The following is a 14,993-nucleotide window of genomic DNA, read 5'->3' as shown; positions in this document are numbered from 1 at the left end:
CTCAATGGGCTCCTCATTCGCTATGTAGAAAGACCTTCGATTTGAACTTGAGACTTGTTGTCAGCCAACTCTAATTGGAACTGTTGATGAAAATTGCGATTGCGGGATGTGGAATCGCGGGCGCAGCCGTAGGGTATCTGCTCGCCAGTCAAGGGCATGCCGTGACAATTTATGAGCAGTCGGCACAATGTGGACCTGTGGGAGCGGGGATTCTCATTCAACCCATTGGACAAGCGGTCTTAAAGTCACTTGGCATATATGAAGAAATTCACCAGAAATCAGCCCGCCTGAACTGGATTGAAGCCCGTAAACACACCGGAAAACGACTGATTCAACTGGAATATCAACGATTAGGCAGCGATCTGTATGGACTGGGAGTCCATCGTGGTTTGTTATTTAGTAGCTTATTCTCTTTAGCACGGCAAGCTGGAGCCCTGATTCAGGAAAATGCATGCATTACCGGATATCAGGTATCGCAGTCTGGAGTTTCGCTGGAACTGGAGTCAAAAGATTCTGCAGAGGTCTTTGATTTTATTCTTGCAACCGATGGCGCGCGTTCTCGGTTACGAAAAGTTTCGGGGATCAAACATCACGGAGCGGAATACAAATATGGAGCTCTCTGGACGACTGGTGCCTGCACCGCTGTCCAAGACCGGTTGTTTCAGGTCGTTGAAGGGACTCAAAAACTCGCGGGACTTTTACCGATTGGTAATGGTGAGTGTAGTTTTTTTTGGGGCTTGACCGCAGCTCAGTTTAAGAAATTTCAACAACAGGGGCTTGATGTCTGGAAAAAAGAAGTCTTACAACTCTGCCCAGAGTCTGAGGAAATCGTGACCGACATCGATTCGTTTGAGAATTTGACATTTACAACTTATCGCACCATGTCCATGCAGACCTGGTGGTCAGATCGCATTCTCTTTTTGGGAGATGCCGCTCATCCGACGAGTCCGCATTTGGGGCAGGGAGCCAATCTGGCACTGGAAGATGTGTGGGTGTTCTCTGAATGCTTAAAGCAGGCCGTCGACTTTCAGTCTGCCTGTAATCATTATGAGAAATTGCGGAAGAAAAAAATCCGTTTTTATCAACAAATCACTGGCTGGTTAACACCTTTTTTTCAGTCTGAGGGAGTTGTGAAAGGTTGGGGCCGCGATCTATTCTTACCAGTGATGAGCCAGACTCCCATACTGCGTGAGCAAATGCTGAAGACGCTTTGTGGATTTAAAACTGGCTGGTTCAGCAGCAATTTTCAATAAAGCTGATTATTTCCTTGGGGTTTGAGACGCTCGTTTCAAGAACAGATGGATTACGAAACCTAATGCGAGCCCGGTACCGACCATGATCCAGAAGGGGTAGGGAGTCTGATACTTTTCGTATCCATGGCTAAAGTTCGAGCCAAAAATGGTGCTCAATGTGGCGATGGGAAAAAAGTAGGCGATCAGTAGATTTAAGCGATGTGACGAGAGCTCAATTCGGGCGGACACTTTTGCCTGTTCTTCAGCCTGTTTTGCGATCACGTAGTCCAGAGCATTCTTTGCATCCTGAATTAAGAGCTCGGCTGTCCTTTCCAGGCGGTATGCGTTATCTCGATAGTCAATGAGAAGTTTATCTTTCGGGATCGCTTCGCGTGCCACTTGCAATGCTTGTGTCATATGGCATAACGCTCGATAAACGGGGCCAAGATGATTCAGCACTTCCAGATAATCGAGTGAGCTGGTTGCCTGGTCTACTTTTTCGTCATAGTCTTCCAGGAGTTGTTGATATTCATCCAAATGTCGATTCAGTGCATCCGGTCCTCCTTTAAATTCTGAAGAATGCCAGTTCGCATCAGCTTCGCGCCAGAAAAGACGGCCCTTGCGATACATGTCTTCCGGTTGTGGAGGTGCGTGCAGAATAATGAGTAGATGTCCCTCCGAAACCATCGTGCGTTGCCGACCGACCTGTTTACCTAGTCGATCGATGAATTCTGTCGGAACATTCCAAGCGGCAGGCAGTAGTGAAGATTCATGCATCTTTCGATCCAATTTCTTTTTCCATTAAATGGGAATTGCAATTCATGGGTTTTTATTTGTAGTATGCCACTTAAACAAACGAAAGTGAATTGGAAGTAATCCTGTTTCACTGATTCTTCAAGACATGCTGGTCTTGAATGAGGCTGATATCTTAAAGGGAGAGCTGTGAACGTATTATCTATGAGATGGATATGTCGAAAATATCTGATATTGCTTTGTCCCGTAATCATTATTTCTGGCTGTAATTCGCCGCCTCCTCCTCCAAAGATGAAGCCGCCGTCTGTAACCGTAGCGGAACCTGTTCAGAAAACGATTGTTTTCAATCAGGATTTTACCGGTACCCTTGCTTCGGTCGCCTCTGTAGATATTCGGGCGCGGGTCGATGGGATTCTGGAGAAAGTGAATTTTGAACCATCGGCAACCGTCAAAAAAGGTCAGTTACTATTTGAGATTCAGCGGGATCAGTATCAGGCCATCCTGGATAAAGCCAACGCACAGCTGGCAGCCAGTAATGCGCAGTTGAAAGATGCTCAGGTGACTCTGGAACGCAATCAGATCTTGTTGAAAAAACAAGCAGTGACTCCACAGGATGTTGATGATGCTGAAGCGGCTCGCGATAAAGCACAAGCGGCAGTGATGGCCGCGAAAGCAGACATTGAGCAGGCAACCATCAATCTGAATTACACGCGAATTAATGCACCGATCACTGGAGAAATCGGTCGCAATCTGGTTGATGCCGGGAATCTGGTTGGTTCTGGCGAGAATACACTTCTAACAACAATTGTGACGATGGACCCGATTTATGTTTACTTTGATGCCAGTGAGCGTTTGCTTTTGGAAGCACTCAAAAAGCGAAAGAGGGCTGACGAGAAGATTACTCTCAAAGTTTACGTGGGGCTTTCCAATGAAGAAGGGTACCCTCACGAGGGTGAACTCGATTATGCGGACAACAAAGTAGATCCGGGTACGGGGACGATTCAACTTCGCGCTATATTTAAAAACCCGAAGGGACTGCTCTATCCGGGGGTGTATGTACGAGTCAGGGTACCCGGATCACCGATACCAGGAGCACTGCTGGTACATGATGTCGCGATTGGCACCGATCTGGCAGGCAAATATCTTTTAATCGTTGGCAAAGATAATATTGTGGAAAAAAGAAAGATTGAAATTGGCCAGGTGCAAGATAACCTGCGTGTTGTGCTGAAAGGGCTCAAGCCGAGTGAAAAATACATCTATGAAGGTCTACAGCGCGCCCGTCCTGGACGTCCAGTTGAGATTAAAAATCAACCACCTCAAGGTGCGGATCAATCACAAAATCAGGCTGATCCTGCAAAAACCGCTGGTGCTTCAAAAACTGAGAAAGCAAAGCCAAAACCGGCATCCGATTCCCAGTAGTGGATGATTCCTTTGGTGTGACGACTGATCCTGATTTGTTTTTCTGATAATTTTTAACGGAACGGACGACGATGTTTTCCCGGTTTTTTATCTATCATCCGATCTTTGCCAGTGTCGTTTCCATTGTGATTGCGATTGTTGGTGCGATTGCACTACCTCTGTTACCGGTTGAATTATTTCCGGACATTACGCCTCCGACTGTAGCTGTCACTGCGACTTATCGTGGTGCCGATGCACAGGTCGTTGCAGATACCGTCGCTACACCGATTGAAGAGCAGGTTAACGGTGTCGAGAACATGCTCTATATGTCTTCGAGTAGTACCAGCGATGGCAATATGACGTTGACGGTGACCTTTGATGTGGGAACCGATCTGGATATGGCAAACGTGCTGGTCCAGAACCGTGTGGCGATCGCTAATCCCACGCTTCCGGAAGATGTAAAACGCGAAGGGGTGACTACAAAGAAGAAGTCCACCAATATGACTTTGGTGATTGCCTTAAATTCCCCGGATGAAACCTTTGATGGTCTGTATCTCAGTAACTATGCATCGATTTATATCAACGATGAGCTGAAGCGAATAAACGGGGTCAGTGATGTCAGTGTGGTCAATGCTCTGGATTTCGGGATGCGAATCTGGATGGATCCCAATCAGCTCGATACTCGCAACATTACCACAACTGATGTCGTGAACGCACTCCGTCAGCAGAATGTGCAGGTTGCTGCCGGGCAAATTGGTCAGGAACCGAGTCCTGATGATCAGGATTTTCAATTGACTGTAACCACATTAGGACGTTTATCAGACCCCAAAGAGTTTGCCAATATTATTATTAAGACAGGTGAAGAAGGGCAGATCACTCAAATTAAAGATGTTGCCCGCGTTGAGTTGGGGGCGCAAAGTTATAACGGTTATTCACAGCTCGATGGAAAGCCGGCTGCTCTGATTGCCGTTTATCAGCTTCCAGGTGCCAATGCACTGAACGTGGCTGATGAATGCCGAAAGGTGTTAAAGCGACTGGAGAAAGACTTTCCGCAGGGACTGGAATATTCGGTGCCTTATGACTCAACGGAGTTCGTAACCGCATCCATCGATGAAGTCGAGACAACTTTGTATATTGCACTCGGTCTGGTCTTCATTACCATTTTTGTCTTTTTGCAGGATTTCAGAGCGACTCTGATTCCAGCCGTGACAATTCCCGTCTCACTATTGGGGACGATGGCAGTCATGTTGGCGATGGGGTATACGATCAATACGCTTTCATTATTTGGGATCGTGTTGGTGATCGGGATCGTCGTTGATGATGCGATTGTTGTCGTCGAAAACGTAACCCGAATTCTGGATACAGAGAAGTGTTCTCCTAAGAAAGCGACAGAACTCGCAATGCTGGAAATCACCGGGCCCGTTGTCGCGACCACGCTTGTGTTGCTGGCTGTGTTCGTGCCTACGATGGTTTTACCGGGAATCACAGGTCGGTTGTATCGTCAGTTTGCTTTGACAATTTCGATCGCCACACTGTTTTCTTCAGTGTGTGCATTGACGCTCAGCCCGGCGATGTGCGGAATTATGCTCCGACCGACAAAAGAAAGACGGGGGCTTTTCTTTCGCGGCTTCAACTGGTGCTTCGATCGATCATTAAATGTTTACATCAGCATGGTCAAGGTCTTTGTCAGGCGTGCGTTTTTCATGGTGATACCGCTACTCGTTATTTTCGGAGCAACGGGTGTGGGATTCATGTCAGTCCCCGGTGGCTTTTTGCCGAACGAAGATCAGGGCTATATTTTCATTAATACTCAGTTGCCTGACGGTGCTTCATTGAATCGAACCCGGGAAGTTCAAAACCGAATCAATAAAATTGCCTCAGCGACTCCTGCCGTTACGAATGTCATAACGATGGGGGGCTTTTCGATGTTGAATAACTCGAACGCTTCCAATTATTCAACCACAATCATTGCACTGGAAAACTGGGATAAACGGCAATCCCCGGAATTAAGTGTCTTTGCTTTAGTCAAACGCCTGCATGTGGAACTGGCACAGATCCAGGAATCGATTACTTTCCCGTTCATTCCTCCTGCGATTCAAGGGTTGGGAAATGCCGGTGGTTTTCAGATCCAGATTCAAGATAAGACATCCGCTGGTTCTGACGTTCTCCAGATGGCGGTGACTGACTTAATGGACCAGGGAAATGTCGATCCACTTTTGACTGGATTAAATACCAGTTTCAGTGCCACAGTGCCTCAAATTTACCTGGATATCGATCGTGAAAAAGCGATCAAAATGGGAGTTCCTCTCGATTCCATTTTTGACACTCTGCAAGCTGAACTGGGTTCCACTTATGTGAATGATTTCAACCTGTTCAATCGTGTGTTCAAAGTTATGGTGCAGGCCGAGCAGGACTATCGCAGTAAGGTTGATGATATCACTCGCCTGAAGGTACGTGATCGTCGGGGGAGTATGGTTCCTCTGCATACACTGGTTAAAGTGAATAATTCAGCCGGGCCCCAGGAAGTCGACCACTACAATATGTATCCCACCGCTGCGATTACCGGGAACCCCGCTGCGGGATATAGCTCGGGGCAGGCGATTAATCGGATGGAGCAGTTGTCAGGTGAAGTCTTGCCTGAGGGTTTTGGATATGAGTGGACGGGAATCGCATATCAACAGATTGCCGCTGGAAATATGGCGCCGTATATTTTTGCGATGGCGCTGATTTTCGTGTATCTGTTTTTGTGTGCTCAGTATGAAAGCTGGTCGATTCCGCTTTCGGTGATTCTGTCCGTCCCACTGGGAATATTTGGTGCGATTTTCGCCACAATGATTCGTGGCTTTGATAATAATATTTATACCCAGGTGGGGTTTGTGTTGTTGATTGCACTGGCCAGTAAAAATGCGATTCTGATTGTGGAATTTGCCAAACTGCAACGTGAGGCTGGAAAGTCGATCACCGATGCGGCAGTCGAAGCTTGTTTTCTACGATTCCGTCCAATTTTGATGACAGCCTTTAGTGCGATATTAGGTGCCGTTCCACTGGCGGTTGCAGCCGGTGCGGGGGCTGCCAGCCGACAGGCTCTGGGGACTGCTGTTGTAGCAGGTTTGACTGCAGCTACGCTCTTCGGTGTGGTCATGGTGCCAGTGATGTATGTAATCGTTCAAAAAATCAGTGAATGGGTCTCAGGGAGTCAATCTGTTCCGGAAACGGATGGAACGGCAAGTTCGACGACGCCTTCTGCTTAATGGTGTAAAGAGAGAATCATTGATTATGCGAAATTGCGCTGACGACTGGCTTCGTACAGCAGGATGCTGGCAGAAATTGCGACATTTAGTGATTCTGTCTTTCCCTGTTGTGGAATTCGGACCAGGTGAGTGCATTCATTGAGTAGTGTCGGACTGATTCCAGAGCCTTCATTACCGACAATAACCGCCGTTGGTTGTTTAAAATTATGACTTGATAGAATCTCTGGTGCCTGCATTGTCGTGCCGACAATCGAAATGTTTTCTTGTTTCAAGTCACGGCAGCATTGAACAAGATCGGAGTGTTGTGCGATCGAAATGCGGTTTACAGCGCCAGCAGATGTTCGGCAGACAAGGCTCGTGACTTCGCATTGTTCATCTGTCCCGACAAAAATTCCATCAGAACCCAGTACTTCCGCTGAGCGAATGATGGCTCCAAAATTATAGGGATCCTGAATCCGATCAAGGATTAGAAACAGTGGGGCAGTGACTTGTTTTTGAGTGACTTCGGTTGCCGAGGAATAGGGAAATGGCGCCATTTTCGCAATCATGCCCTGGTGATCGCTGGCACGGCACTTCTGGGTTAAATCTTTATCTGAAGCAAATACAACCGGAATTGAAAGTTGCTCCGCTCGTTTTTCTGCCGCTTTCTTTTCATCAGCATTCAATCGTTCCGAAAGATGCACTTCCCAGATTTTCCAGAACCCGGCTGACAAGGTTTCCATCACTGCATTGCGCCCCCAGATCCAGCATTTCTGATGGTTTCCCATTAAGGGCTTATTTTTCTTTACTTTAGTATGCTTTCCAACCATAGGAATTCTTTTAAAAGTTGATTATTCTATAAATGATGGCTTACTCGACTAGAACAAGAGTGACTGATGTTGAGCAAGAAAGCCATTTCGTTTAGAAGTGGTCTTGTATACTTGGAGTGGCGCATTTAATGCGAATGCGAGTAACAGGCTGCCCTTGATATACGATAATGAATTAGTAACAGTTTATTACTGAAAATAACATAGAGGCGGTTATTTTGTCCGGAAAGCAAGTCATATACAAACCATTTGAATGGGAACGTTTGAGAATTGCGTCCCAGTTTAATGCACAATTGATGGATCATCTACGTTCGTTTGTGAAAGCGGGTATTTCAACAGAAGAGATTAATCAAATTGTACACGATTATACCGTTTCTCATGGACATACGCCGGCAACCCTGGGGTATATGGGGTTTCCTAAAAGTTGCTGTATCAGCATCAATGAAGTCGTGTGTCATGGCATCCCCGATGAGACCGTTCTCAATGAAGGGGACATCGTCAATGTCGACATTACCAGCATTGTTGACGGTTGGTATGGTGATCAGTCAGAAACATTCTTAATTGGCCATGTTTCTGAGGAGGCGCGCAAACTGGTACAAGTGACGTTTGATTCGCTGTTTCTTGCCATTAATGCGATTCGACCTGGTTCCAGTGTAATCGAAATTGGTGAAGTGATCTACAATTATGCTACAGAACTAGGTTATGGCGTGGTTCGACAGTATCAGGGCCACGGTATTGGACGGGAATTTCATACGGACCCTGGTATTCCTCATTATCCCGTGTCGGGATCAGAACGGGATCTTTTGATGCCAGGGATGTGTTTTACGATCGAGCCTATGCTGAATGCCGGAACTTGGAAAACAGTCGAAGACCGTAGTGATGGGTGGACTGTACGTACCAAAGACAACAAATTGTCAGCTCAGTTTGAACATACCATTCTGATGACAGAAGAAGGCCCTGAAATATTGACTCTGACTGAAAAAGGGCCTCAGCCCGGTCATCAGTTTTAAAGATTCAGAAGTCGGCCAAATGCCTTATCGCAAGCGGATTCCGTTTCTATAAGTCAATTTTATCTCTGTTCTTAAAGCTTGTTAGCTGCACTGGCTTGCAACGACGCGAAATAAACGGGTATCGTAGAAGATACCTCCGATTGATTATATCGCCTCGCATGTTTCTTTCCTCCAGGGAATCCAGTACATGGAGCTAGCATGATTCGCCAAGTCCTCCTGATCACACTCTCTTTTCTGCTTATTGCCAGTTCAGTCTTTGCTGAAGAAAAAAAAATAAACTGGGTTCAAGTCACCGAGAAAGCGGGTTGGCAGCCACGTGATTCTCAAGGGGAACTCGTGTTTAAAGACCACTTATGGATCTTTGGTGGCTGGTTCAATTCCTACGAGGCACCGCCACGTGATGTCTGGAAGTCTGCAAACGGGAAGAGTTGGGAGCTTGTGACGAAGCAGGCCCCCTGGATCCACAGTGACCTTCCAATGACAACCACTTTCAAAGATAAAATGTGGTTGATGGGGGGCTGGTATAACGGCCGACTCAAAGGGCATTCCGCAGGAAATCAGGTTTGGTCATCCGTTGATGGGAAACATTGGAATCTGGAGACTAAGCAGGCAGGGTGGACTCCTCGAGCAGCGGCGGCCCTGGTTCAATTCAAGGGGAAAATGTGGATTCTGGGAGGAACCGAAAACTATTACTTTGGGGACGAGAAAAGTCTGAAAAATGATGTCTGGTATTCTTCTGATGGCAAAACATGGGCTCTGGCGACAGATAATGCAGGTTGGTCGCCGCGGGCTTATCACCAGGCGGCGGTGCTGAACGGAAAAATCTATGTCTTCGGTGGCGGGAATTATGTTCCTGAATATCATGCAACTAATGATGTCTGGAGTTCTGAAGATGGTATTCACTGGAAACAGGAAACAGCCAAAGCACCCTGGCACGAACGTTTGTGGTTTTCGACCGTTGTTTATCGCGACCGGATTTGGGTCATCGGTGGGTGGTCGAATAACCCGGCCAAAAATAAAAACGATGCCTGGTATTCACAGGACGGTAAGAATTGGACTGAACTGAAGTCAGATGTCGTCTGGAAAGAACGGCACGAGCATTCCGCCTTTGTATTTCAAGATAAAATCTGGTTAGCCGGAGGGCACGCGCAGCCACTCAACAGTGAAGTCTGGATGCTGGATATTCCCAAAGACTGGTTTAAAAAGGTGAGTGAAAAGGCATCTATTGAAGCAGGGCTTCCAAAAACAATTGAGAAATTAAAAACGGGAAAGCCTGTCAAAATTGTCTGCTTCGGAGATAGCGTCACCGGAGTTTACTATCACACAGGCAGTCGCCGCGCTTATACCGATATGTTGGGAATTGCAATAAAGAAGGCTATACCACAGGCAGACTTGACGATGGTCAATGCCGGTATCAGTGGGAATACTACTGCCAATGCCTTGGCGCGGATCGCGCGGGATGTTCTGAAGCAACGACCTGATCTGGTAACAGTGATGTTTGGGCTGAACGACATGGGGAAACTGTCGCTGAAGCAATACCAAGACAATTTACGCCGCATTGTCAAGTTCTGTCACGGTGTCGGCTCTGAAGTCCTTTTGTGTACTCCGAATGCCGTGTTACCTGGTAAAGGGCACCCCAAAGATAAACTGGCTCAGTATTGTGCGATGGTTCAAGAAGTCGGCAAGGAAATGCAAGTACCAGTCTGCGACTGTAATAAAAAGATGGATGTTCTCGGGGAGCAGAATCCTCAGGAATTACGCTTGATGATGAGTAATGAAATTCATCCGAATATGGCCGGTCATAAGAAGATGGCCGAACTGATCGCTGCATCCATTACCGGAAAAATAGTATCTCTGAATGATGTGATGCCTCCTGAACTGGCGATTCCGCATACCAAAACCAAACTTGAAAAAAGTCAACCCATCCACATTATTGCCATGCCTCCATTAGACACAATGATTCAATCTGCCATCAGTCAAATCGCGCCAAAATCTCAATTGAAAGTGACGAGTTGGGAGACGAAAGGCAAGACACGTCGTCAGATTGAAACGGATGCCAAAGTGATGATCCGTTCTCAGAAACCGGATCTGGTCCTGTTGGCGATTCCAAGAGAAGCAAAATTTAATTCGCGCGAAGAATTTATTGATAGTTTTATCTGGACAATGAACTATTCACTCAATTTTGGAAAAGGAGGCTGGGACTGTGTGGTGTTTCATCCCGATGTCTTTGCCCCCTCACTTACAGAACCTGAGTATGATCAGCTGACGCGACAGTTAGTTAAAGGGCAGGATCTGACACTTGTCGATCGGAAACCAAATCAAACGGTAAAGGCGAATGAGATCGTGCTGCAGTGGCTGCATTCTCAATTAGATTGAGCCACTGTAGTCATTTTGAACCATTAAATAAGCTGCCACTCCTGCCATGAGGACTCGGAGATGAAACGTCTTTCTTTTGATTCATTTCAATATGAATTTAATCGTCAGCAAGAACCACGATTGCATATCGAGCCTGGTGAAACCATCCAGGTTGAAACGGAAGATGCCCTTTCAGGGCAGATTCGAAAAGCCGGCGATCGTAGAGATAAAGCCAAGGTACCTTTCAGTAATCCAGTGACAGGGCCAATTTATATTTCAGAAGCAGAGCCTGGTGATATGCTGGCGATTAAAATTGAAGCCATTGAGTCTCGCGATGGACAATGTGCAACTTACACGGGCAATCCCAAGCAACTCTGTCAATGGCTGGGAACTGATGTACCGGACGGAGCACATGTCTGCCCGATTGAGGATGGGTTCGTCTATTGGAGTGAGAAAATCAAAATTCCTTATACGCCGATGCTGGGGTGTATTGGAACAACGCCCGCATATGGGATGCCTAGCACGATGCCGGCAGGCCCTCATGGCGGCAATATGGATATCAGAGAAGTGACTGTCGGGAATACGCTCTATCTTCCAGTGTTTGTCACGGGGGGGTTGCTCTACCTGGGGGATGCACACGCGGCAATGGGGCAGGGAGAATTGTCGGCGACGGGACTGGAGATGGCCTCTCAAACGGCATTGACGATTGACCTGGTGAAAGGCAAAACAATTGCCGGGCCGCGCATTGAGTCTCCTGAGGAGATCATTACCGTCGCCAGCGGGACTCCGATGGAGCGTGCCACTGCAGAGGCCTTTGCCCAGATGATTCTCTGGTTGGAAGCCGACTATGGCTGGAATCGTTGGCGGGCCTATGATTTGCTGACACATGTCGCTGAAATCTCAATGGGCTATTATGAAGGTGGCGGTCTGGCGGTCAAAATAGCGAAACAATATGTTGAGTATCCTTCTTGAACTTCTCATATTTCGTGTTCACATTAGACATGTGATGCGTCTCACAGCATGAATTCACATCAGTCACTGGAATCGGTTTAATGCTTATTGGATATGTCAGCGACGAAAATTATCGAGCCCTCTACGATGTTGCTGTCGAATTTCAATCGGAGGGGCGTTTTTTCAGCACGCGGTCGACAGCATCGGGGGCTGTGGTTCTCGATCTTCCCGTTGGTGCGTATGAAGTGATTCTGCAACATCGGGATTATTGCGCCAAACGCGTTCAGCTACAGGTGGAACCGGGACAGGTGTATCAGTTTCGCTTGCTGTCCACAAAATTGTATGGTTTTGCCTGGCCGCGGTGTGTGAGTGCTGGAGAGTCTTCGGAGTTCCGCGTGCACTCGACTTCGGAGTACAGTCTGGAACTGTGGAAGTATGGAAAAGAAAAAGAGTATGTTCGGCGGATAGGCACGTTTGACGACCATGCCCCACTGTCGAATCTACAGATTACACCGGACGGTGACTACACTCGGAATGGGGTTGACTGGAATAACGTCGGTTACCGTACGGTCACGCAGAAGCAGACTGTCGCTGCACCGGAACAATCCGGCTTGTATATGTTTCATTTGAGTAATAAATCGGGGGATGTGTTTACTTATCCCTGGGTGGTTTCACCCAAAACACCACAATCCGATATTGCCATTCTTGCCAGTGATCTGACTTGGAATGCCTATAACAGTTTCGGCGGACGCAGTAATTATCTCAACCCGGAAGGACTGCCGTCTACTCCTGTGGTCAACAGCCGACAGGAATTGAGGCGGTACCTCAAACCATCATTTGGGGCGTATTATGTTGAGGAGTATCCCCCGTTATCCCTGGAACGGCCTCAACCTTATCTGCATATTGATTTAAATGAGCAGCTTCGCGATCCGATTTATAGCCGAATGGGTTGTGGGATGCTGCATTCGGAATGGCGACTGCTGGGCTGGATGGAAGAGCAGGGGCTTGCATACGATTATTACAGCGAAACCCAGTTTCATTTTGACCAATTGCCGCTGGATGAATACAAAGTTCTGATTCTGAGTTCGCATCCCGAGTACTGGTCGAAGCAGATGTATGACCGACTGAAATCCTGGGTGTTTGAGTCTGGAGGGCGGTTGATTTATCTCGGAGGCAACGGCTTAAACTGTGAAGTCGAATTTCTAGATGAACATCGGGTTGTCTATCACAATACCGACTGCACTAAATGGTGTGGTGTGGCCATGGATCCGCCGATTCCGGAATCGGAGTCGACTTTTGAAAGCCGCTATCACGCGCGACAGGAATCAGAGGCGAATTTGCTGGGGGTTGTGTTTTCTTTTGCCGGTATCATGACAGGAGCCCCTTATAAGGTAATCGATGATCAACACTGGTGTTTTAATGGAACCAACTTAAAACAAGACGACCTGTTTGGGACGGAAAGCCAGCATATGCGCATTCCGGGCGGCGCCTCCGGGCATGAGACCGACAAAATATCTGCCAGTTCGCCAACTGAGGTTCATCTAGTCGCACAAGGGACGAACCCTGATCGGGGTGGTGCGGATATGGTGCATTTTCAAACCTCGTCGGGGGGGGAAGTCTTTTCGGTCGGTTCCATCTGCTGGATCACATCGATGCTGGTTGACGAGAATGTCTCGCGCGTTTCTCGCAATGTGATTGATCGATTTACAAATTAGAACTGAGGTGAATCGATTACTCCAAAGCGATCAGGTAATGATATCCAGAATCGGTTTCCCATAATCGATTTCCAGGCGTTTTCGCCCCGGGATATCCAGTTTGTGGCTATCCAGCCCGAGTAAGTGATACAGGGTGGCATGGATGTCCGTCACATAGTGAGGGGATTCGATAGCATGGAAGCCAAGCTCATCCGTGGCGCCGTGGACGTGTCCCTGTTTGATTCCTGCTCCGGCAAACCAGACCGTAAAGCCATGCGGATGATGATCCCGCCCACTGGGCATCTTGGCATTGCCTCGATTTTCGACAGCCGGCGTTCGTCCAAATTCGGTACAGAACACGACGACCGTGTCGTCCCACATTCCGCGCCGTTTCAGGTCTTTCAACAGGCCGGCAACCGGTTTGTCAACACGTTTGCAGGAGCGGGTATGATTCTCTTTCAGCTTCTGATGTGAATCCCACTCCCCGTAGCCGCTTAAGTAGACCTGAGCAAATCGTACGCCCCGTTCTGCCAGACGACGCGCTGCCAGCAGGCGACGTCCGTAAATGGCGGTCTCTTTCTCATCAATCCCATAGAGACTTTGCGTTTCCTGAGTTTCCTCTGTTAACTCCAGCACTTCAGGAACCGATGTTTGCATGCGAAATGCCAATTCGTAGGAATTGATGCGGGCACGCAATTTCTCATCACTGGGGTACTCCACGGCCGCAATCTGATTCAGCTCATTGATAAAGGCATATTGATTGGCCTGTTCCTGCTCCAGCATCGTTTGAGGGCGGGTACCGAAGGGAAGAGGGTTCTTCGGATCCAGAGAAAGTTCGACTCCCATGTATTTGGGGCCGAGGTAATCGGGATTGAAGTTTTCTTTCACGCGAGTGTCGGTATATGAGCCTAAGAAAACATATTCAGGTAAATTCCGATTCAAACTGCCTAAACCATAGCTGAGCCAGGAACCAATAACTGGTTGTTTCTGATCAAGTTTATGCCTGCCGTGATGTATTTGATATTCAGCTGCATGGTCGTTATCAGTCGTATACATGGAACGGACAAAGGAAATGTCATCAACACAGGTCGACAGGTGCGGCCACCAGTCTGTCATTTCAATTCCTGATTCTCCGTGCTTTTTGAATCCGACCTGCATCGGCATGATTTTGGAATGCTCGCGTTTTACCTGGACCACGGAACGCGCCCGTTCTTTGTAGCGTGGATCTTTAAAGGGATCGGGGTAGATTGTATCCGAAAATGTCTTTCCTGCATATTTATTAAGTTCGGGTTTGGGGTCGAACGTTTCCATCTGACTATAACCACCGGAGAGAAATACCCAGATCACGGATTTGGCTTTAGGGGTAAAGTGAGGGCCATCTGTGGGACCAGCGGCTCGTGTCTGGTTTTCACTTCCCAGCAGTGTACTCAACGCCATGCCGGTTGCACCGAAACCAAGATCTGCCAAAAAGGTGCGACGGCGAATGCGACTGCATTGCGGTGTTGTTGATGAAATATCGTGTTTCATAAATTCAATCCTGCCG

At 47.7% G+C, this 14,993-nt stretch carries 10 protein-coding genes; 7 read left to right on the top strand and 3 right to left on the bottom strand.

Annotated elements, in window-relative coordinates; all coding sequences use genetic code 11:
- Nucleotides 1-86 precede the first annotated feature (86 nt).
- Nucleotides 87-1,253 (top strand): FAD-dependent oxidoreductase, encoded by a 1,167-nt coding sequence (locus tag Enr17x_RS15685; RefSeq protein WP_145310309.1) that lies wholly within the window; start codon nucleotides 87-89, stop codon nucleotides 1,251-1,253.
- Between the two features lie 6 nt (nucleotides 1,254-1,259).
- Here Enr17x_RS15685 and Enr17x_RS15680 read toward each other — a convergent pair whose 3' ends face one another.
- The gene (locus tag Enr17x_RS15680) at nucleotides 1,260-2,009 is read right to left on the bottom strand and encodes a CorA family divalent cation transporter (RefSeq protein ID WP_145310307.1); all 750 of its coding nucleotides are present in this window, start codon (nucleotides 2,007-2,009) and stop codon (nucleotides 1,260-1,262) included.
- 180 nt (nucleotides 2,010-2,189) lie between these two features.
- Here Enr17x_RS15680 and Enr17x_RS15675 point away from each other — a divergent pair, with 180 nt between their 5' ends.
- The gene (locus tag Enr17x_RS15675) at nucleotides 2,190-3,404 is read left to right on the top strand and encodes an efflux RND transporter periplasmic adaptor subunit (RefSeq protein WP_145310305.1); all 1,215 of its coding nucleotides are present in this window, start codon (nucleotides 2,190-2,192) and stop codon (nucleotides 3,402-3,404) included.
- A 71-nt stretch (nucleotides 3,405-3,475) separates the two neighbouring features.
- Nucleotides 3,476-6,634, top strand: coding sequence for an efflux RND transporter permease subunit (locus tag Enr17x_RS15670; protein WP_145310303.1), 3,159 nt, complete (start codon nucleotides 3,476-3,478; stop codon nucleotides 6,632-6,634).
- Between the two features lie 23 nt (nucleotides 6,635-6,657).
- Here the strand turns inward: Enr17x_RS15670 and rlmB are convergent, their stop codons facing one another.
- Nucleotides 6,658-7,443: a 23S rRNA (guanosine(2251)-2'-O)-methyltransferase RlmB gene (gene rlmB / locus Enr17x_RS15665; protein ID WP_145310301.1), complete on the bottom strand. Its 786-nt coding sequence runs from the start codon at nucleotides 7,441-7,443 to the stop codon at nucleotides 6,658-6,660.
- Nucleotides 7,444-7,658: 215 nt separating this feature from the next.
- Between rlmB and map the strand changes: the two genes are divergently transcribed.
- The 4 genes from map (at nucleotide 7,659) to Enr17x_RS15645 (ending at nucleotide 13,471) form a co-directional block, all read left to right on the top strand.
- A complete protein-coding gene (map, locus tag Enr17x_RS15660; RefSeq protein ID WP_145310299.1) occupies nucleotides 7,659-8,450 on the top strand; it encodes a type I methionyl aminopeptidase in 792 nt (263 codons plus the stop codon).
- A gap of 198 nt (nucleotides 8,451-8,648) precedes the next feature.
- The gene (locus Enr17x_RS15655) at nucleotides 8,649-10,826 is read left to right on the top strand and encodes a GDSL-type esterase/lipase family protein (protein WP_145310297.1); all 2,178 of its coding nucleotides are present in this window, start codon (nucleotides 8,649-8,651) and stop codon (nucleotides 10,824-10,826) included.
- Between the two features lie 60 nt (nucleotides 10,827-10,886).
- Nucleotides 10,887-11,777: an acetamidase/formamidase family protein gene (locus Enr17x_RS15650; RefSeq protein ID WP_145310294.1), complete on the top strand. Its 891-nt coding sequence runs from the start codon at nucleotides 10,887-10,889 to the stop codon at nucleotides 11,775-11,777.
- A gap of 80 nt (nucleotides 11,778-11,857) precedes the next feature.
- Nucleotides 11,858-13,471 (top strand): N,N-dimethylformamidase beta subunit family domain-containing protein, encoded by a 1,614-nt coding sequence (locus Enr17x_RS15645; RefSeq protein WP_145310291.1) that lies wholly within the window; start codon nucleotides 11,858-11,860, stop codon nucleotides 13,469-13,471.
- A gap of 30 nt (nucleotides 13,472-13,501) precedes the next feature.
- Here Enr17x_RS15645 and Enr17x_RS15640 read toward each other — a convergent pair whose 3' ends face one another.
- Entirely contained in the window at nucleotides 13,502-14,977 is a 1,476-nt protein-coding gene (locus Enr17x_RS15640) for a DUF1501 domain-containing protein (RefSeq protein ID WP_145310289.1), read from the bottom strand.
- Nucleotides 14,978-14,993 lie beyond the last annotated feature (16 nt).

Origin of the sequence: Gimesia fumaroli, from assembly GCF_007754425.1 — a bacterium.
Classification (GTDB): Bacteria; Planctomycetota; Planctomycetia; order Planctomycetales; family Planctomycetaceae; genus Gimesia; species Gimesia fumaroli.
Note: the sequence above shows the minus strand (reverse complement) of the source record. Positions and strands in the feature narration are given on the sequence as shown.